We start from the raw sequence: 18256 nt of genomic DNA on the forward strand, positions 1-18256 counted from the left end.
TCACCAGCAGGATGTCGGGATCAAGCGCCGGGCGCAGGCAGCGGTGCAGGCTGGTTTTGGTGAGCGGCCCGCGGCCGGTCACATAGTCCAGCGTGCGGCCGTTGCGGTCGCGCGCTACCAGGATGCACACTTGTTCATGTGAAATGCCGCGCCAGTGCGCCTTGCCGCCACGGCGGCGCGCCGGGCGCGTCAGGTGGCGCGATCCCTTCTGCGATTCCAGCAAGAACATTTCATCGGCCTCGGCAATGCCGTGCAGCAGCGGCGCGCGGTCGGTGCGGGGCAACGCCAGGAAACGGTGGCGCCAGCGGAAGCTGGCGCGGCAGCGGTAGCGCTGCAGGCCGCTCTCGCGGCCATGCCGGTACCAGCGCGTGGCATGGCAGCGCGGGCAGCACAGTTGCGGCTGGGCCGCCTGGTCAAGCAAACGCCCCACCGGCGGCTGCGGCGCCTCCAGCCCCAGGCAAGCCTGCACTTGCGCGCACTGGTGCGCCGTCAATGCCGATAGCTGCGTCAGCAATAATCCAAAGGCTTGCATTTCCATGATACGTCTCCAATCCCGGGATGTGATTCCTTGGACCGGACGCCGATGGGAAAGTTCCACGATTAACGCGGACAGAGCCTTTTGTTTTACAGTCGGCGCACAGACAACGTCAGGCGCCCATTGGCGGCCGACAGCGTGAAGCAATAATCGCCAGCTTGCTGCACGGATAACGTCATGTTTTCTCCCGCTATGCCGACCACATGCGGCGCGCTGTCGCCGACCGAGGCATCCATGCCGGTGCTGCCCAGATCCACTGTTTTCCAGTCTTCCGACGCCACCTTGAAGACATGGCTGCCAGCCGCCAGGGGCACCGTGACGGAATAGGCGCTGTTGCCGGCCGGCGCCAGCCTGGTGACGGCGCCCCAGTCATTCATGCTGCCCCGCAGATAAATCGGCACCGCATCAAGCGGCGGCAGGGGAGTCGCGGCCCGGATGGCGCGCACGGTCTTGCCTTTCTGCTCCAGCAACAGCGCCGTGGCGGCGCCATCGGCATTGCGCTCGAACGTCAATGCCAATGGCCGCGTATCTGCCATATAGCGGCCGGGGTGCGACGGATCCGGGAAGAGATGCAGCGGCGGCGCGCCGCCGGCCAGCGCCACGGACAATTGCGCCGCTTGCGCCTGCACGGTGAGGTGAACCGGTTTGCCTTTGGCGTCTGCGCCATGGTAATTGCCGCCATAGGCATCCTGCGTCACGTCGGCCTGCCATGCAGACGGTGGCGGCGCCTGGTCCGTGCGCCGGGCCGGCGTCTCGCTGCCCCGCTGGCGCAGCACGACGGACGTGATGCGTCCTCCCTCACGGATAAACGCGAATTCTGCGCCGGCGTCCGGCAGCGCATAACTATCCGTGGCATAGGGCGTCAGCGGGCTGAATGGCTGGCCTGTCAGGCGGCCATACAATCGTCCGTCCTGTTCCACGAACGTGAACGACATATTGCCGGCGGCGCGGTACACGCCCGCCAGTTGAGAGGGTGGCGTGGCCGTGACGCCGGCCTGCGCGGGCGGCAATGGATAGCGTTCCTCGTACAGCGCGTGCAATAACTGGTCCGGTCGCGCATCGGCATTCCCGGCCAGGACAATCAGCGCATCGCCGGTTTTTGGCGCGATAGTCCAGTTGCTGGCATAACCTCCCGTGCGGCCGTTATGGCTGTAGGTGCGGTGGCCTTCCGGGCCACGCATGAACACTGCGTAACCGATCTGGTCGCCGCCATACCGGCCCAGCGGCTGTAATACCCGTTCCGCTGCGGCGCCCAATGGACCATTGCGCCCCGCCAGCATGGCGCCGCTGAAGCGCAGCATGTCGGCCGTGGTGGAGTACAAGCCGCCTGCACTGTTGAAAACATATGAATTCCAATGCGCGGCGGGCCGCTGCTGCAGGTAGCCTGGCGCCAGCTTCCTTGAGCCGGCCGTCGCCAGCACAAACGTATTGTCCATGCCGAGCGGCTGCGTGATGCGTTCGCGCACCAGCGTGGCCCACGGTTTGTTATAGCGCTGCGCCAGCAATTCGCCCAGTACGGCAAAACCGGTATTGCTGTAGCGGGGTTCGCACGGCGCCGCCTGCGGCAGCCGCGTGCGCGCCAGCGCCGCCCATAACTTGGCGCGGGAATAAGCAGGGAAGGGGCGCGTCAGGTCGGGGCCCAGTTTCAGGTCGCCGGGGAATTCCGTCAGGCAGGCCGTATGCGTGAGCAGCTGCCGCAGCGTGATTGCCGCCACGGGTGAGGGTAACCGGGCCGGCAGCAGCGCTCCCAGCTTATCGTCCAGCGCCAAATCACCGTGTTCAACGGCTTGCGCCACCAGTAAGCCGGTAAACACCTTGCTGATCGAGCCAATTTCAAATGCGGCATCCGGTCCGGCGGGGCCGGCTGATCCATATGCCTCGGCGCCGTGGCGCAGCACTCCGACAGCGGCGCTGCCGGGCAGGTTCCCAAGCACATCGCGCGCCAGCTGATCGGGTGGCGTATCGAGGATGGGAGCTGCGCGTACCACGGAAGTGAGCAGCAAGGGAAGGACGGTCAGCAGAATGGGACGGCGCAAGTTGTTCTCCAGGGAAGCCTAGGAAGGATAGCTTAACTGAATTTTTATGCCGGTCAGTTCAGCAGGTGCATCGCTTGCATCGACGGGCCAATATCGACGTAGATGGCGACGGCAGTTTCCCCGTCAGCGCTGACCGGCGGACCCATGCGGCGGGTAACCACACCGGCGCGCTTGAGCATGCGTTCAATTGCGGTAGCAGTCACCGTGACATAGTGGGCAATGCCGTGTTCATGGCCGTAGCGGATGATTTCCTTGATGGACTGCATGGCCGCCTGCGAAAAACCAAACGCCTGTTCCCCACCGCTTTCGATTGCGAAGCGGCTCAATTCCCAGATGTGCGGATCTTGCGGCGCTGCCTGGCCATGCAGGTATTCAGGGAAGGTATCTTTCAGCATATATGGGCCGTCGGTCGGCAGCAGGCGCCAGCATCCCCGCACCACGCCCTGTTCACCCCGCATCAGCATGTAATACGGATCGATGGCATCGTAGCCGTCGATTTCCATGTCACCCAGGATAGGCACTTCCCAGCGCTTGCGGTCGCTGAAGACCTTGGCGCGCAACCGGTGCATGGCGAACAGGTCAGGCTTGGCGATGGCATTGCGGGCGGCGATTTCGACGGTCAATTGCATGGCTGGTCTCCTTTAGGTGTTGTGGTGTTGTTGGAGCCATTTTTATGCAATTCGCATAAGCGGGGTACTAGTAGTTTTGTTAGTGTCGTGTGTGCAAGTTACTAGTGTCGAGGCCCAACGCCGCCATCGAGGCCGCGATGTCGACGCGGATCGCCACCGCGGTCTCCACACCGACTTCCAGCGCCGGGCCGAAACGGCGCAACGCCACGCCGGCCCGTACCAGCATGCGTTCCACCGACGTGGTGGTCACGGTCACATATTCGCGGATGCCCTGCTGGTGGCCGAAGCGGATGATTTCACACACGGATTGCAGCGCCACGCCGGAAAAGCCAAAACCCGGCTGGCCGCCATTTTCCATCGCAAAGCGGCTCAATTCCCAGACGTCGGGCGCGCATGGCGCCGCTTCGCCATGCAGCAATTGCGGGAACGTATTTTTCAACATATACGGACCATCAGTCGGCAGCAGCCGCCAGCAGCCGCGCAGCAAGCCATCGGCTTCGCGCAACAGCATGTAATGCGGTTCGAGCGCGTCGTAGCCATCGATCTCCATCCCGCTCATGACGGGCACTTGCCAGCCCTTGCGGTCGCTGAACACCTTGGCGCGCAGGCGGTGCATGGCGTACAGGTCGGATTGAGGAAATGCTTTGCGGGGGGCGACTTGGACGGACAGTTGCATGGCGGCTCCGGGGTGTGGTGAACAATGGCGCCAAGTTTATGCATGCCGTATAAGCGGGCAACTAGCAGATCTGCTAGGTATCTGCGGCGCAACGGACTGCTAGTCTGAAAAAAGCCGCCATGCGAGTCATGGCTTTTTTTCACCTGTACGGATCGCCTATGAGCCGCATACCTTCATCATTTACATCGTTACCATTCCCCGACCAGCTGCGATGGCTGAGGCGCCACCAATGCGAAAACCAAACCGCATTCTGGTCGCGCTTTGGCGTGACGCAGCCACAAGGCAGCCGTTATGAGCAAGGCTGCGACATCCCCGAGCCGGTGGTATTGCTGTTGCGGCTGTACATCGGCATGCACATCAGCGACCGTGATTTGCTTGCGGTAGGGGCGCTTATCCGAAACGTCCACAGCTGTCAACTCCCAGCGCTGCGAGTAGTGGAGCGATGCGCGCATCTCTAGACTGCAATTGTCGATCTGTACCAACCAATCCGCAGTATCAACCACAGAATCTGGGAAAACGTTTATGAACGCACCGGCAAATACGATGCACCTGGCTCCTGCCGCCTCCGGCGCCGAGCCGCCTATCGATCCGCACATCTACCAGCCCCAGTCTGCGTATGTCCCATCGCGGGAATACCATGACTGCGCCACCGCACTGATGCCCGGCATGTGGCGTTTGCATGTCGGCAGTTTTTGGACGCAGTTGATTGGCCCGGGCAGCCGTCATCCGGTGCAAGGGTGGAAAATCCACATCTCGGCTACGCCATCTTCGGCCAAGCGCATCCTGAGCAAAGTCATGCCGGTCTGCCTGGCGCATCACGTCGAGTTCAAGTTTGCCAGCGATGAAAAGATTTTGCGCCAATTGCTGTCCAAGATATGCGGGCGCCAGTCGAGCGGTAAATTCATCACCATTTATCCGCACAGCGAAGCCATGTTCCGTCAGTTGCTCGAAGAACTCTACCCGCTGCTGAAGGATGAGACCGGGCCGTATGTGTTGTCAGACCGGCGCTACCTTGATTCGCAAGTGCTGCATTACCGCTATGGCGGCTTCACCGCACTGCCCGAAATGGATGTGAAAGGCACAGTCAAGCTGTGCATCCTGGATGAACACTACCAGTATATGGAAGACATCCGTGCGCCCCAGTTCCGCTTGCCATCGTTTGTCAACGATGCGCTGGCGCCGGCGGCGCCGGCCGCGCGCAACGGGGATACCCGCAAGACGGCAATATTCGGCGGCGAATACCGCATCAAGGGCGTGATCAAGCATTCCAACGCCGGCGGCGTCTACCTGGGGGAACAAATAGAGACCGGCGAGCCAGTCATCATCAAGGAAGCGCGTCCGTTCATCGGGATCGACAAGCATGGCGTGGATAACATTTGCCGGCTGCGCAAAGAGCATCGCATGTTGTCCAAAATCGCCGGCGAAGGCATTGCTCCCAAGGCGTACAAGCTGTTCCAGGAATGGCAGCATGTTTTTTATGCCCAGGAAATGGTGCCCGGCAAGACATTGCGCCAATGGACTGTCGCGAACAACCCGCTGATCCACAGTCACGCGGACGCGGAAAAGGTACGTGTGTGGCGCGGACAAGTCTTGCACATTGCCGCGCGGTTGATCGACATGGTGGCGATCCTGCACCGTCACAACATTGTATTCGGCGACCTGTCCGCCAATAACCTGATCATTGATGCTGATACGCTGGCACTGAATCTGATTGATTTCGAAGGAGCTTTTGAGCCTGGCGTTGACGCGCCGACCAATATGTTTACGCCGGGTTACGGGCGCATGTCGCGTATGGAGCGCGACCATATCAGCTTCGCGGATGACTACTACGCGTTGGGCAATATGCTGCTGGCGCTGGTGGCGCCCAATCCTACCGTCAACCAGATCAACGAAGACTTCGCGCGCGCCTACTTCGAAGATGTCCGTATCGCCAGCGGTTTGCCGCAAGCCTATGGCGATTGCATGCAGCATTTGCTGACCCGCGCCGATGCCGACCTGGCGCAATGCGCGGCGATGTTACGCGCTGTGGAATTGCCGGCTGTCGCAGGATGGTCGCTGGAACAGCTTGCAGCAGAGCCCGATATTGAGTTCTGCAGCGTGATGCTGAAGCAAATCTTCGATTACAACCAGAATGTCATGGATGTCAGCCAGAGCGCGCGCATGCTGCCGTCCGGCCCGAAAATGAACAACCCGCTGGCGCCTGACCGCGGCATGCTGGGTGTCGCTTATGCCTGGCACAAAGTACGTGGCGGCATTCCGCCTGAGTTCCGCGCATGGATCGAGCGCCACTGGCAGCCGTCGGCCGCCAGTCCGGGCATGTCCAATGGCCTGGCCGGCTCGGCCTGGATACTGTCGGAGCTGGGCATGGATAAACAGGCGCAAGCAGCAATGCAGGCGGCTGGCATGCACCGCCACTTGTTCGGCAACATGTCGCTGGGTTTTGGCGCCAGCGGATATGGGATGGCCAACCTCTACTTTTGGGAACGCACACGGGACCCGGCGTATCTGGTTCAGGCCCGCAAGATTGCCGACATCCTGTGTGATACGGCCATCACGCATGAGCATGGCGTGGCATGGGAGGATCCCTATGCAAGCCAGGGCGCGGCGGTCGGTCTCCAGCAAGGGGCCAGCGGCATTGCGCTGTTCCTGCTGTACGCCTGGTGCGCTACCCGCGAAGCCCGCTACCTGGAAACAGGGGAGCGTGGCCTGGCATTCGATCTGGCTTGTGGCCGCGAAGTGGGCGGTTCGCTGGGCTTCCCCCGCCGCTCCGGCGCCGGCTCGAGCATTTTGCTGCCTTACCTTGCGGAGGGGAGCGCCGGTGTCGGATGCGTGGTGCTGCGTTACTACGCCGTGACCGGCAACCATCGTTACCGGGATATCGCAGTGCGCATCAAGGCGGCGGTGGCGCAAAAGTACACGGTCGTGCCCGGCTTGCATGACGGTCTGGCTGGGCTGGGCGCCTTTTTACTCGATGCCGCTGAATTCCTGGACGACAAACACTGCCAGGCGCTGGCGCACCGCGTGGCGCAAGGGATCAAGTTATTCCGTATTGAACGGGATGGCGGGTGCATTTTCCCGGGCCTTGATGAAGGCAAGCTGATTACCGATTACGCGGAAGGCTCCGCCGGCATTGCCTTGTTCCTCCATCGTCTGCTGCACGGCGGCGGCAGTTTCGATTTCATGCTGGACAGCCTGCTTGCCGCCGGCGTGCGGGAGGGACAGTGATATGCACGATCAACCGGCATTGCAGGGCGGGCCCGCTGAAGGCGCCAGCCGCAGCGAAGATAAAGTGCGGCAGCTATACCGGCAGCAGGCGATCGATTTTCACCGTACTAAGCAATATGGCACGGTATTGTTGGCCAGTCCGCTGAGCCATCGTGTGCTGACTGGCGTCGGCGTGGCAATCGGTGCAGGCTTGCTGGCGTTTCTTGCATTGTTCAGCACTACGCGGAAAGCGCACTGCCAAGGGGTGCTGCGGCCTGATATCGGTGTGCTGGGAATCCAGTCAGGGAAAGGTGGTTTGATTGCCGAGCAGCGCGTGCGTGAGGGCCAGCAGGTGCGCCAGGGCGATGTCATGTTTGTCCTGACGTCCGAGCGGACTACCGGTGCGGTTGGTTCGACGGAATCGGTGGTCACCAAGCTGCTGCAAAGCCGCCACGAGAGCTATGCGCAGGAATTGGCGCAATCGGCACAGAGCCTGCAGCGGCGGCTGGCGTTGGCCAATCAGCGCAATGCCGACTTGCAAACGGAAGCTGCCCGCCTGGGCGACCAGGTCACGCTGCAGCAACAGCGTGTGACGCTGGCCGAACAAGCGTATAGCCGTTACCGCGACCTGCATGCCACCAGCTATATCTCTGCTGCGCAATTGCAGGATAAACAGGCCGAGTTGATCGATCAGCGCCAGCGCTTGGGAGATCTGCAGCGTTTGCACCTGGGGAAGCAGCGAGAAATAGCAGCCGCCCAGGCGGAATTGCTGGAACTGCGTGAGATGGAAGAGCGCGAGGCCAGGGGCTTGCAGCGCAATATGGCGTCGCTCGAGCAAGACCTGGCGGAAAACGAGGCGCGCCGTGAAATCATCGTGCGCGCGCCACAGGATGGCGTGGTGACGGCCATTGCCGCGAACCCGGGACAAACAGTGGGCGCTAACGCTGTGCTGGCATCACTGCTGCCGTCCGGCGCACGGCTGGAAGCTGAAATCTATGCGCCGTCCCGCTCGGTAGGATTCGTCAAGCCTGGCATGCCGGTCCTGTTGCGCTACCAGGCTTATCCGTACCAGAAATTTGGCCAGCATGCCGCGACGGTGCTGGATGTGACACACACGTCGGTGCCGCCGGAAGAACTGCCGTCGGGGATAGCCGCGGCAGGCAGGGGCGAACCCATGTACCGCATCCGTTTGAAGCTGGAACGCCAGGCTGTCACGGCCTATGGAAAAGAAGTGTCTCTGAAGTCGGGCATGTTGCTCGACGCCAGCATCATGCTGGAAAAGCGCCGCCTTTATGAATGGGTGCTGGAACCCTTGTTCAGTATCAGTGGCCGAGTATGAGCATCTGAAGTGGAGGCATGAACGTATGAATTTATTTCCCTTTCTGAATCTGTCATTCCTGCGGGAGCGGCAATTGCCTGTGCTGCTGCAGACCGAGTCCGCCGAGTGCGGCCTGGCCAGCCTGGGCATGATTGCCGGCTATTGGGGCTATGACGTGGACCTGGCCAGCTTGCGCCGGCGCTTTGCCATTTCCGTCAAGGGCGCTACGCTGCGCGGCGTGGTGGCGATTGCCGGCGGGATGGGGTTGCGCGCCCGCGCCTTGAAGCTGGAGATGCACAACCTGTCCGAATTGAAGCTGCCATGCATCTTGCATTGGAATATGAACCACTTCGTGGTGCTCAAGTCGGTGTCGCCGGCCCGTGCCGTCATCCATGACCCGGCCATCGGCGAGCGCTCGCTCCGCCTCGATGAATTCGCGAATTACTTTACCGGGGTGGCCCTGGAGCTGTCACCTGCCGATGGTTTTGAAAAGCGCGTGGAGAAGCAGCATTACTCGCTATTGTCATTGATGGGGCGCGTAACGGGCCTGAAAAGCGGCATGGCGCGGCTGGTGATACTTGGCCTTGCGCTGCAAGTCTGTGCGTTGATCGCGCCGTTTTACATGCAGTGGATCATCGACGAAGCATTGCTGGCGGCCGACTATGACATGACCACCGTGCTCGGTATTGGCTTTCTGTTGCTGGTCGTGGTGCAGACAGCGATTGGCGGCGTCCGGTCATGGATGACCACCGTGCTGTCGACGGACCTCAACTTCCAATGGCTGAGCAACGCGTTTACCCACCTCATGAAGTTGCCGCTGCCGTACTTCGAGAAGCGCAATACCGGTGACATTGTGTCGCGGTTTGGGTCGATCCAGACTATCCAGCGGCGCCTGACGACGCAATTTGTTGAAGGTGCGATTGATGGGGTACTGGTACTGGGCACACTGGGCATGATGCTGATGTACAGTGCCACGCTGGCCGGTGTCGCCGCCATTGCCGTATCGCTGTACCTGGCCTTGCGCTGGTCGATTTACCATGCGCTGAAAAATGCAACGGCGGAGCAGATCGTGCACTCCGCCAAACAACAGCAGCATTTCATGGAATCGGTGCGGGGCGTGCAAAGCGTGCGCCTGTTCGGCCGTGCCGACGAGCGCCGTGCCGGCTGGATGAACAAGCTGGCTGACCAGTTCAATGCCGAGCTGCGGGTTTCCCGCCTGTCGGTATCCTACGAGACGGCCAATACCCTGTTGTTCAGCGCCGAGCGGGTATTGGTGATCTGGCTGGCGGCTGTCCTTGTGCTCGACAATAAGCTGTCGGTCGGCATGCTGTTTGCCTTCATCAGCTACAAGGACCAGTTCAGCCAGCGGATGTCCAACATGATCGATAAATTATTCGAGTTCCGCATGCTGCATCTGCATGGTGAACGCGTGGCCGATATCGTCATGAGCGATGCGGAAGAAGATGCCGCCCTGGCGGAGGTTGACCCAGATACGATCGAGCCGGTGGTGGAAGTGCGTAACCTGTCATTCCGTTATGCCGACAGCGAGCCCTATATCCTGCAAGGTATGAACTTGCGCATCGAGGCTGGGCAATGCATTGCCATTACCGGTGCATCCGGCAGCGGCAAGACGACACTGATGAAACTGCTGCTGGGCCTACTGGAGCCGACCGAGGGCGAGATCCTGGTGGGGGGATTTGAGTTACGCAAACTGGGCATGTCCAATTATCGGACCCTGGTGGGAACGGTGATGCAGGACGATGGCCTGTTTGCCGGATCGGTCGCGGAGAATATCTGCTTCTTTTCCCCGACGCCGGACATGATGCGGATTCAAACCTGTGCCCGCCTTGCCGCCATCGAAAAAGACATCATGGCAATGCCGATGGCATATAACACCTTGGTGGGTGATATCGGCAGCGGCTTGTCCGGCGGCCAGAAACAGCGGATCTTGCTGGCGCGCGCGTTGTACAAGAATCCCAAGGTGCTGGTATTGGACGAAGCGACCAGCCACCTGGATGTGGCCAACGAGCGCGCTGTCAATGCGGCGATCAGGCAGGCGGCCCTGACCCGCATTATTGTGGCGCACAGGCCGGAAACAATCGCGATGGCGGAGCGCATCATTGTCATGGCCAAAGGCCAGGTCGCCAGCGATACGCTGTCGTCCGCATCGATGGAACGCCGTGCTTGATTGCGTGGTACAGCATTTTCCTCATTCACATTTATACAGGCATAAAAACATGAACAAAATGAATACCACCAATACACAGATGCAGGTGCTGGAATTGCACGAACTTGAGGCGGTCGAGGCGGGGATGGCCGCGGCCCTTTGGGGGGACATTGGACAGGGACAGGACGAACCTGGATGGAGCACGTTGAGTTTGCAATGCCAGGCGCAGCCATACCGTCACGACACGGCCATGTTCTTTGGCATCACGGCGCCTTTATAAAGCGCCTGCAGGACGCCGCTCCAGGCGCGGATCGGCAGCGCCTGCGAAGTCTTTCAACACCACCTTGCGGGAGTTCAGCTCCCGCAAATCATTTCTGCCGTATCAGTCACTTCACCGGCTTCACCGCATTGCCCTCCTGCTGGTTCACCTTCCATTTGCCGTTTGCTGTTGCGTGCCGTCTTGCCCGCTTAAATGGTGCTTGCGATTGCGTGACCGTGCCTGTCCAGGAACTGCGCTTTTATATGCGCGTTGCGCGGTGCTTGGGCGGGCTGCGTCAACTCTTAGTTCTACCAGTACCGCGGCGGTTTATGCAGGCATAGACTGCTTCTGTCGACACACAAAGTAGCGACATTCAACCACCAAAGGAGACGCATATGAAGAACGACATCAAAGTAGAAGACACCCAATCCAAAGTACTGGACCTGCAGGAGCTGGACAATGTGGACGGCGGCGCAGGCGATGCGGGCGAATTGGACTCGTGGAGCACCATGAGCCGGGACTGCCGCCAGCCTGCGCCCAATGAATGGAGCACCATGAGCTCCGGTTGCTAAGACAGGCTTTGCAGCTTGCTGAACCATTTTTTCTTTTGAAGGATTACACCATGAAAAACGACATCAAAGTAGAAGACACCCAATCCAAAGTGCTGGACCTGCAAGAGCTGGACAATGTGGACGGCGGGGCAGGCGATGCGGGCGAATTGGACGCATGGAGCACCATGAGCCGCGACTGCCGCGCGCCTGCGCCAAATGAATGGAGCACCATGAGCTCTGGTTGCTAAGACAGGCTCTGCAGCTTACTGAACGATTATTTCTTTTGAAGGATTACACCATGAAAAACGACATCAAAGTAGAAGACACCCAATCCAAAGTGCTGGACCTGCAAGAGCTGGACAATGTGGACGGCGGCGCAGGCGATGCGGGCGAGTTGGACTCGTGGAGCACCATGAGCCGCGACTGCCGCCAGCCTGCGCCAAATGAATGGAGCACCATGAGCTCCGGCTGCTGATAGTAGTCAGTGCGCTGGCTGCACGGAGTGCGGCCAGCGGCTGCAAAGGCTGCACCAGCTCCGGAATCGCACGGCGGTTCCGGAACATGATCAGGCTGGAACCACCACCCCCTGTTTGATTGCCTTCACCACCGCCTGCTGGCGCGTCTGCACGTCGAACTTGCGCATGATATTCGCCATGTGGAAGTTGATGGTGGCCTCGGAGCGCCCAAGTATGCGTGACACTTCCCACGACGATTTTCCCGCTGCAACCCACTTCAGGCATTCCAATTCTTTCCCGGTCAGCTGGACCGCTTGCTGTTTGTGCTCGGTCTGGGCAAATTTGCGCGATGACTCCACTGCGTAATCGCGCAGCAGCGACAGTGATGACAGCGCTTCCAAAGCATCGCCGTTAGCGGCATGATGGCGTCCCGACGCCACAAAACTCATGAGGCCGAATTCACCCTGGCTGCCATGGATCGGCAACGTGATGCCGGAGCGCAGGCCATAGCTGCAAGCCTGCTCATAAAATTCATTCTGGTCGTTGCCATGGAAGGTGGTAGGTTCCCAAATAATGGGCATGGTGCGCGACAGGCAATGGCCCACGGTTGGATCGACTGCATGCAGGCGCTGTGCATCGTAAGTGGCGCGCCACTGCTCCGGGTAGTTACTGACCAGGAAGGATGATTCGAGCGGCGTTGCGCGGTTGGGAACGATGCCGAACAGCGTGTGTTCGAAGCCAAGCTCCTGGCCGATGTCCAGCAGGGTGGTGCGCCATTCGGTGGCGGATTGCGCATTAAACAGTTCCAGCAAATTTTGTAAGCGGACCATTGTCAGTAGCAGGTATGTTGTGAATTTTTATGCAACACGCATAAAGTAGCAAAATAGTATGATTTGACGCAATGCAACTTTTGCACTTGTGCCGATTTGTTGAAAAAGTGTGAAATTTTTAATATGCCGCTCACAATTCTGGTTGTCGAAGATGAAGCTGCCATCGCGGATGGCATTACCTATGCGCTGCGGACGGAGGGGTATGTGCCCCGGCATGTGGCCTTGGGTGAAACGGCGCTGGACATCATGCGTGGCGCAGCGCCGCCGGATCTGGTGGTGCTCGATATCGGCTTGCCGGATATCTCCGGGCTGGACGTGTGCCGCCGTCTGCGCCAGTTTTCCGATGCGCCAGTGATTTTCCTGACGGCCCGCAGTGATGAAATCGATCGCATCGTCGGACTGGAAATCGGTGCCGACGACTATGTGACGAAACCCTTTTCTCCGCGCGAGCTGGTGGCGCGCGTCCGGGTGATCTTGCGCCGCTTAAATCCACCGCCACGCTTGCATGCAGCCGCCATCCCCGCCGGTTTCGAGTTGCGCGCGCAGGAAGCGCGCATCCTGTTCCGCGCCCAGTTGCTGGACCTGACCCGCTACGAATACCTGCTGTTGAAAACACTGATTGAACATCCGGGCCATGTGCTGTCGCGCGCGCAATTGATGGACCGCGTGTGGGCCGATGCGCCCGAAACCCTGGACCGCACGGTCGATGGCCATATCCGCTCGCTGCGGGCCAAATTGCGCGCCATCGATCCGGAGGCGGACCCGATCCAGACGCACCGGGGCATGGGCTACAGCGTCACCCCATGAAAATCGGCCTGCGCATCCTGCTGGGGTACTTCCTGATTGTCGGGCTGTCCGCCTGGTTCCTGCTGAATGTGGCTGTGGATGAAGTCAAGCCGGGCGTGCGGGCGTCGCAGGAAGATACGCTGGTCGATACCGCGCACCTGCTGGCGGAAATGGCGGCGCCCGACGTCAAGGGCGGCGCACTGACGGAAATCGCGCCCCGCATGCGCGAATATGCGCGGCGCAGCGTGACGGCGCGCATCAATGGCATCGCCAAGCAGCATCTTGACTACCGTGTCTACATTACCGATGCGCGGGGCATCGTGCTGTTCGATACCACCGGCGCGGATGTCGGCAAGGATTACTCGCGCTGGAATGATGTGTACCTGACCTTGCGCGGCAAGTATGGCGTGCGCAGCACCCGGTCTGACCCGAACAATGAAAACAGCACCGTCATGCACGTGGCGGCCCCCATCCTCGATCCTGCTGACCGCAGCCGCATTATCGGCGTGCTGACAGTGGCCAAGCCGAATGCCAGCGTGCAAGCGTTTATCGAGCGTGGCCAGCGCATCATCATGCGCTGGGGCATCGCCCTGCTCGTGCTGTCGCTGCTGGTGGGCATTGCATTCGCATGGTGGCTGGCGCGTGCACTGCGGCGCCTGATGGATTATGTGGCGGACGTGGAGGCGGGACGCAAGGCGGCGCTGCCGCGCCTGGGCAACAATGAAATCGCCACCCTGGGACAGGCGCTGGAAGCCATGCGCTCCAGGCTGGAGGGCAAGGAGTATGCGGAGCGGCTGATGCACACGCTGGCCCATGAATTGAAGTCGCCCATTGCCGCGATCCAGGTGTCCGCCGAGTTGTTGCAGGAGCCGATGCCGGATGGGGAGCGGCAGCGTTTCCTGGCCAATATCCTGGAGCAGAATACGCGCCAAAAGCAGTTGATCGACAAGTTGCTGGCCCTGGTGCGGGTGGAGCAGCAACAGCGGCTGGAGCAGGCGGCGCCGGTGGAGTTGCGGGCACTGTGCGCGGCGGTTGCCGGTGATTTCGCAGGCGCGCTGGCGGCGCGTGGCGTCAGGCTGGCAATGGGGGATGCGGGTGGCGATGGCGACGGCAAGGCCGGTTCCGGTCCTGGCCTTGACGCCGGCGCGGACGCAGTCCCGCTCGTGGTCGAAGGCGATGCGTTGCTGTTGCGCCAGGCGCTCGGCAACCTGCTGGATAATGCGATTGGTTTTGCGCCGGTAGGCAGTGTCATCCGCATCCTGCCGGAGCGGCGTGACGGGCAGGCGGTCATTGCGGTCTGTGACAGCGGGCCGGGCATTCCGGCCTATGCGCAAGAGCGCCTGTTCGAGCGATTCTATTCGCTGCCGCGCCCGGACGGGGCCAAGAGCACCGGGCTGGGCTTGCCTTTTGTGCGCGAAGTGGCGGCGCTGCATGGTGGCGAAGTCAAAGTCGCCAATGCACGTCGCGGCGGCTGCTGTGCGGAACTGGTGTTGCCATTGCCACTGGCGTTGTGACAAATACCGGCGCCACGCACACCACACATGCAGCACATTCAGCGCATACAGCCCACATCATCCCCGCACGCTGACTTTCTACACTGGCCGCATTGCAACCCGAGGAATGCGCCATGCAACTGTTTAAAAAAATTGGAATGATCATCGTGCTGATGCTGTTGCTCGGCGTCCCGCTGATGATGATTGAGAATACCGTGGCCAGCCGCATGTCTTACCGCCAGGAGGCAGTGGCCAGTATTGCCAGTGACTCCGTGGGCGAACAGACGGTGACGGGCCCCGTGCTGGTGGTGCCGTACACGGAAGAAGTGGATGTGCGTGAAACCACGGCGGAGGGCAAGGTCAAAATCACCACCAATACAGTGCAGCGCCATCACCTGGTGTTCCCGGATGATTTGCTGGTGACGGGCAGCATCGGTACGGAGCGCCGCCACCGGGGTATCCACGAAGTGCTGGTGTATAACGGCCAGCATCAGTTTTCCGGCAGTTTTGCGTTACCGGTGGAGGCGGACTTGCCGCGCGCCAAAGATGCGCGCGTGGCGGCCGGGCAGCCCTATCTGGCGTTGCCGATCGAGGATGTACGGGGATTGCGCGACATCCCGCAATTGCAATGGGCTGGCGCCACGGTGGAGTTTGCCCAGGATGCCCGCCTTGGCGCCTACAAGCGGGGCTTGCACGCAAAGCTGGGGCCGGCAGTGCTGGAAGGCGGCACGGCGTCGTTTGCGTTTGCGCTGAACCTGGCGGGCATGGAGCGCCTGTCGTTTATCCCGGTTGGCAAGAACAATGTCGTGACGTTGAAATCGGACTGGCCGCATCCTCAGTTCAATGGCCGCTTCCTGCCTGAAAAGCGGGAGATTTCCGATGCCGGCTTTGCCGCCACGTGGCGCGTGCCGTCGCTGGCGGCCAATGTGCGCCAGGAATTGCTGAACATGGCGGCCAACAATTGGGAAGGGCGCGCGGAGACTGCGGCTGCCACGGCGCAGGCCAATGGCGCCCCCGCCGCCAGTGCGCCGGACCGCTTTTCCGTCGCGCTGGCCGAGCCTGTGAATACGTACAGCCTGGCGGGGCGCGCCACCAAATATGGCTTGCTGTTCGTGGCGCTGACGTTTGCCGCCTTCTTCGTATTTGAAATTTTGAAAAGCTTGCCAATCCACCCCGTGCAGTACGCCCTGGTGGGCTTGTCGCTGGCGCTGTTCTTCCTGTTGCTGCTGGCGCTGTCTGAACACTTCCCGTTTGTCTTGGCGTATTGCGCGGCCAGCATCGGATGCATCGGATTGATCGGCTATTACCTGGCGCATGTGCTGTACAACCGCCGCCGCGGCTTTGCGTTCGGTGGCGCGCTGACCCTGTTGTATGGCGCGCTGTATGGCCTGCTTTGCTCGGAAGATAACGCTCTGGTAATGGGCGCCATCCTGTTGTTTGCCGTGCTGGCCGCCATCATGGTTGCGACCCGCAAGGTGGACTGGTACCAGCTGGGGAGCGGTACACAGGATGTGCAACCCGAAGCGCGGCAGCCATGATGCATGCCGGCGACCTGCTGATGCCGGCGCTGGCGGCCAGATGGCTTTCGGGGCCATACCCATTTGCCCCGGCAGGTGGCGGTGGCGCAGGCCGGCTTATTTGGCGGCAGGGGTGTCGGCTTGCGCCACTTTTGCTTCCTGCGGCAGGCGCTGGATCACCTTGCCCTCGTCATCGCGGAATTCCAGCGATGCCTTGCCATCCGGGCTGACCATCATCATGATGCGTGCACGGCCTTTGGCGTCGGCCAGGATCACGGCCGACGACTGGCCCCGGGTGCGGCCGACAAACATGCGGCTGGTTTGCTGGCCTCCCGCATCTTTCCATTTTTGCAGCAGGGCGTCTTTTTCCGGGCCGGGCGCGGCTTTTTCATAGGCTGCATACAGCGGCTCATAGTCGCGCGCCAGGCCCCGGTCATACACTTTCAGCCCGGTTTCCATCACGCCGCCGTTCTCATAGTGGCCCAGCGACAGTTGCTGGTCGCCGCCAAAACGGTCCATCGAGAAATGCATGCCCGATTGCGGCTTGCCTTTGTCATCGAGCTTGCCGTCGAAAATCAGGCCGCCGTTCTCATCGCCCGCCGTGTTATAGAAAATCAGGCCGGGCCGTTCACCCCGTCCGCTTGCCGCCATTTTGCCGTCGATGACAGGCAAGGGGAGGCGGTTCCGGTTGGCGATGACGATGTCTTTTTTGCCATCGGGCGTCACGATATTGATGCGCTCGACATCGATTTCCGTGAACTTGGCCGGCTGGTTGGCGGTGGTGGCGCCGGTCAGTGCAATCAGCGCCAAAGAGGCGCCGGCAGTGGCCAGCAAGCCTTTCAGCAAGCGGTTTTGACGGGTGAGCTGTGCGACCAGTTGCAGGTTCTCGTTGTGCATGGTGTCGGACCGATATGTGGTTGTGGAGCCGTCATCATGAAGTAATTATTGCAACGTTTCCCCTGTTAACTCTGCTAGTACCAACCGGCCAGGAAATTAATTGACATACCTCGTACAAAGCTGTTGCGTCAAGGGTCAAATCACAGTACACTAGCTGGCTTCGGTATGGAATCGTCTTTTTTGTTCATACCATTTTTAGTAGTTCAATAGACTCCACCCAATCGTAGGTGGAATTGGAGAAAATATGAGCCTTGGCCTCCTCGGTCGCAAGGTTGGTATGATGCGTATCTTCACCGATGACGGGGATTCGATTCCTGTCACCGTGCTGGACGTGTCGAACAACCGTGTTGCGCAAATCAAAACCCCTGAAGTTGACGGTTACTCCGCTGTTCAGGTTGTCTTCGGTCAGCGTCGCGCTTCCCGCGTGACTAAAGCAGCTGCCGGTCACTATGCTAAAGCTGGTGTTGAAGCTGGTACTCTGTTGAAAGAGTTCCGCGTTGACGCTGCTAAAGCCGCAGAATTGAAAGCTGGCGAAGTTATCGCTGCTTCGCTGTTCGAAGTTGGTCAAAAGATCGACGTTCAGGGCACGAGCATCGGTAAAGGCTACGCCGGTACCATCAAGCGCCACAACTTCGCTTCTGGCCGCCAAACCCACGGTAACTCGCGTTCGCACAACGTACCAGGCTCGATCGGTATGGCGCAGGACCCAGGCCGCGTGTTCCCAGGCAAGCGCATGACCGGTCACATGGGTGACGTTACTGTTACCACCCAGAACCTGGAAATCGCTCGTATCGACGCCGACCGTCAGCTGCTGCTGGTGAAAGGTGCCGTACCAGGCGCGAAAAACGGCCAAGTTGTCGTGTCGCCTGCTGTTAAAGTTAAAGCAAAGAAAGGGGCTTAATC

18 protein-coding genes are annotated in these 18256 nt (G+C 60.4%); 12 read left to right on the forward strand and 6 right to left on the reverse strand.

What is annotated here, in order from left to right; translation table 11 throughout:
• The 4 genes from GM668_RS16265 to GM668_RS16280 form a co-directional block, all read right to left on the reverse strand.
• Nucleotides 1-538, reverse strand: a 538-nt coding sequence (locus GM668_RS16265; RefSeq protein WP_308506824.1) for an IS1/IS1595 family N-terminal zinc-binding domain-containing protein, incomplete at its 3' end; no start/stop codon positions are given.
• Between the two features lie 86 nt (nucleotides 539-624).
• Nucleotides 625-2571 carry a serine hydrolase gene (locus GM668_RS16270; protein WP_155440020.1) on the reverse strand — a complete coding sequence of 649 codons (1947 nt, stop codon included), beginning with the start codon at nucleotides 2569-2571 and terminating at the stop codon, nucleotides 625-627.
• Nucleotides 2572-2624: 53 nt separating this feature from the next.
• The gene (locus GM668_RS16275) at nucleotides 2625-3200 is read right to left on the reverse strand and encodes an acyl-homoserine-lactone synthase (protein ID WP_155440021.1); all 576 of its coding nucleotides are present in this window, start codon (nucleotides 3198-3200) and stop codon (nucleotides 2625-2627) included.
• Between the two features lie 79 nt (nucleotides 3201-3279).
• On the reverse strand, nucleotides 3280-3876 hold the full coding sequence (locus tag GM668_RS16280; RefSeq protein WP_155440022.1) for an acyl-homoserine-lactone synthase: 597 nt from the start codon (nucleotides 3874-3876) through the stop codon (nucleotides 3280-3282).
• 158 nt (nucleotides 3877-4034) lie between these two features.
• On the opposite strand from GM668_RS16280, the gene GM668_RS31760 reads away from it, so the two are divergent.
• From GM668_RS31760 to GM668_RS16315, 8 genes are all read left to right on the forward strand, one after another.
• Nucleotides 4035-4334: a helix-turn-helix domain-containing protein gene (locus GM668_RS31760; protein WP_371868712.1), complete on the forward strand. Its 300-nt coding sequence runs from the start codon at nucleotides 4035-4037 to the stop codon at nucleotides 4332-4334.
• Between the two features lie 64 nt (nucleotides 4335-4398).
• Entirely contained in the window at nucleotides 4399-7101 is a 2703-nt protein-coding gene (lanKC, locus tag GM668_RS16285) for a class III lanthionine synthetase LanKC (protein ID WP_155440023.1), read from the forward strand.
• A gap of 1 nt (nucleotide 7102) precedes the next feature.
• Entirely contained in the window at nucleotides 7103-8419 is a 1317-nt protein-coding gene (locus GM668_RS16290; RefSeq protein WP_155440024.1) for an HlyD family secretion protein, read from the forward strand.
• Nucleotides 8420-8444: 25 nt separating this feature from the next.
• Complete coding sequence (locus GM668_RS16295) at nucleotides 8445-10586, forward strand: peptidase domain-containing ABC transporter (protein WP_155440025.1); 2142 nt, start codon at nucleotides 8445-8447, stop codon at nucleotides 10584-10586.
• Nucleotides 10587-10635: 49 nt separating this feature from the next.
• Nucleotides 10636-10845 (forward strand): hypothetical protein, encoded by a 210-nt coding sequence (locus tag GM668_RS16300; RefSeq protein ID WP_155440026.1) that lies wholly within the window; start codon nucleotides 10636-10638, stop codon nucleotides 10843-10845.
• Nucleotides 10846-11219: 374 nt separating this feature from the next.
• A complete protein-coding gene (locus GM668_RS16305) occupies nucleotides 11220-11396 on the forward strand; it encodes a hypothetical protein (RefSeq protein WP_155440027.1) in 177 nt (58 codons plus the stop codon).
• Nucleotides 11397-11446: 50 nt separating this feature from the next.
• On the forward strand, nucleotides 11447-11623 hold the full coding sequence (locus tag GM668_RS16310) for a hypothetical protein (RefSeq protein ID WP_155440028.1): 177 nt from the start codon (nucleotides 11447-11449) through the stop codon (nucleotides 11621-11623).
• A 50-nt stretch (nucleotides 11624-11673) separates the two neighbouring features.
• Complete coding sequence (locus tag GM668_RS16315; RefSeq protein ID WP_155440027.1) at nucleotides 11674-11850, forward strand: hypothetical protein; 177 nt, start codon at nucleotides 11674-11676, stop codon at nucleotides 11848-11850.
• A gap of 90 nt (nucleotides 11851-11940) precedes the next feature.
• On the opposite strand, the gene GM668_RS16320 is transcribed toward GM668_RS16315, so the two are convergent.
• On the reverse strand, nucleotides 11941-12660 hold the full coding sequence (locus tag GM668_RS16320) for a helix-turn-helix transcriptional regulator (RefSeq protein WP_155440029.1): 720 nt from the start codon (nucleotides 12658-12660) through the stop codon (nucleotides 11941-11943).
• Between the two features lie 123 nt (nucleotides 12661-12783).
• On the opposite strand from GM668_RS16320, the gene creB reads away from it, so the two are divergent.
• From creB to creD, 3 genes are all read left to right on the forward strand, one after another.
• Nucleotides 12784-13467: a two-component system response regulator CreB gene (gene creB / locus GM668_RS16325; protein ID WP_155440030.1), complete on the forward strand. Its 684-nt coding sequence runs from the start codon at nucleotides 12784-12786 to the stop codon at nucleotides 13465-13467.
• Nucleotides 13464-14960 carry a two-component system sensor histidine kinase CreC gene (gene creC / locus GM668_RS16330; RefSeq protein ID WP_155440031.1) on the forward strand — a complete coding sequence of 499 codons (1497 nt, stop codon included), beginning with the start codon at nucleotides 13464-13466 and terminating at the stop codon, nucleotides 14958-14960. Before creB ends, creC begins: the two co-directional genes overlap by 4 nt.
• Nucleotides 14961-15073: 113 nt before the next feature.
• Nucleotides 15074-16477 (forward strand): cell envelope integrity protein CreD, encoded by a 1404-nt coding sequence (gene creD, locus GM668_RS16335; RefSeq protein WP_155440032.1) that lies wholly within the window; start codon nucleotides 15074-15076, stop codon nucleotides 16475-16477.
• 96 nt (nucleotides 16478-16573) lie between these two features.
• Here the strand turns inward: creD and GM668_RS16340 are convergent, their stop codons facing one another.
• On the reverse strand, nucleotides 16574-17353 hold the full coding sequence (locus GM668_RS16340) for a hypothetical protein (RefSeq protein WP_155440033.1): 780 nt from the start codon (nucleotides 17351-17353) through the stop codon (nucleotides 16574-16576).
• Nucleotides 17354-17597: 244 nt separating this feature from the next.
• Here GM668_RS16340 and rplC point away from each other — a divergent pair, with 244 nt between their 5' ends.
• On the forward strand, nucleotides 17598-18254 hold the full coding sequence (rplC, locus tag GM668_RS16345; protein ID WP_155440034.1) for a 50S ribosomal protein L3: 657 nt from the start codon (nucleotides 17598-17600) through the stop codon (nucleotides 18252-18254).
• The last annotated feature ends 2 nt before the right edge of the window (nucleotides 18255-18256 follow it).

The sequence above is a fragment of the Pseudoduganella ginsengisoli genome (genome assembly GCF_009720865.1).
Classification (GTDB): domain Bacteria; phylum Pseudomonadota; class Gammaproteobacteria; order Burkholderiales; family Burkholderiaceae_D; genus Rugamonas; species Rugamonas ginsengisoli.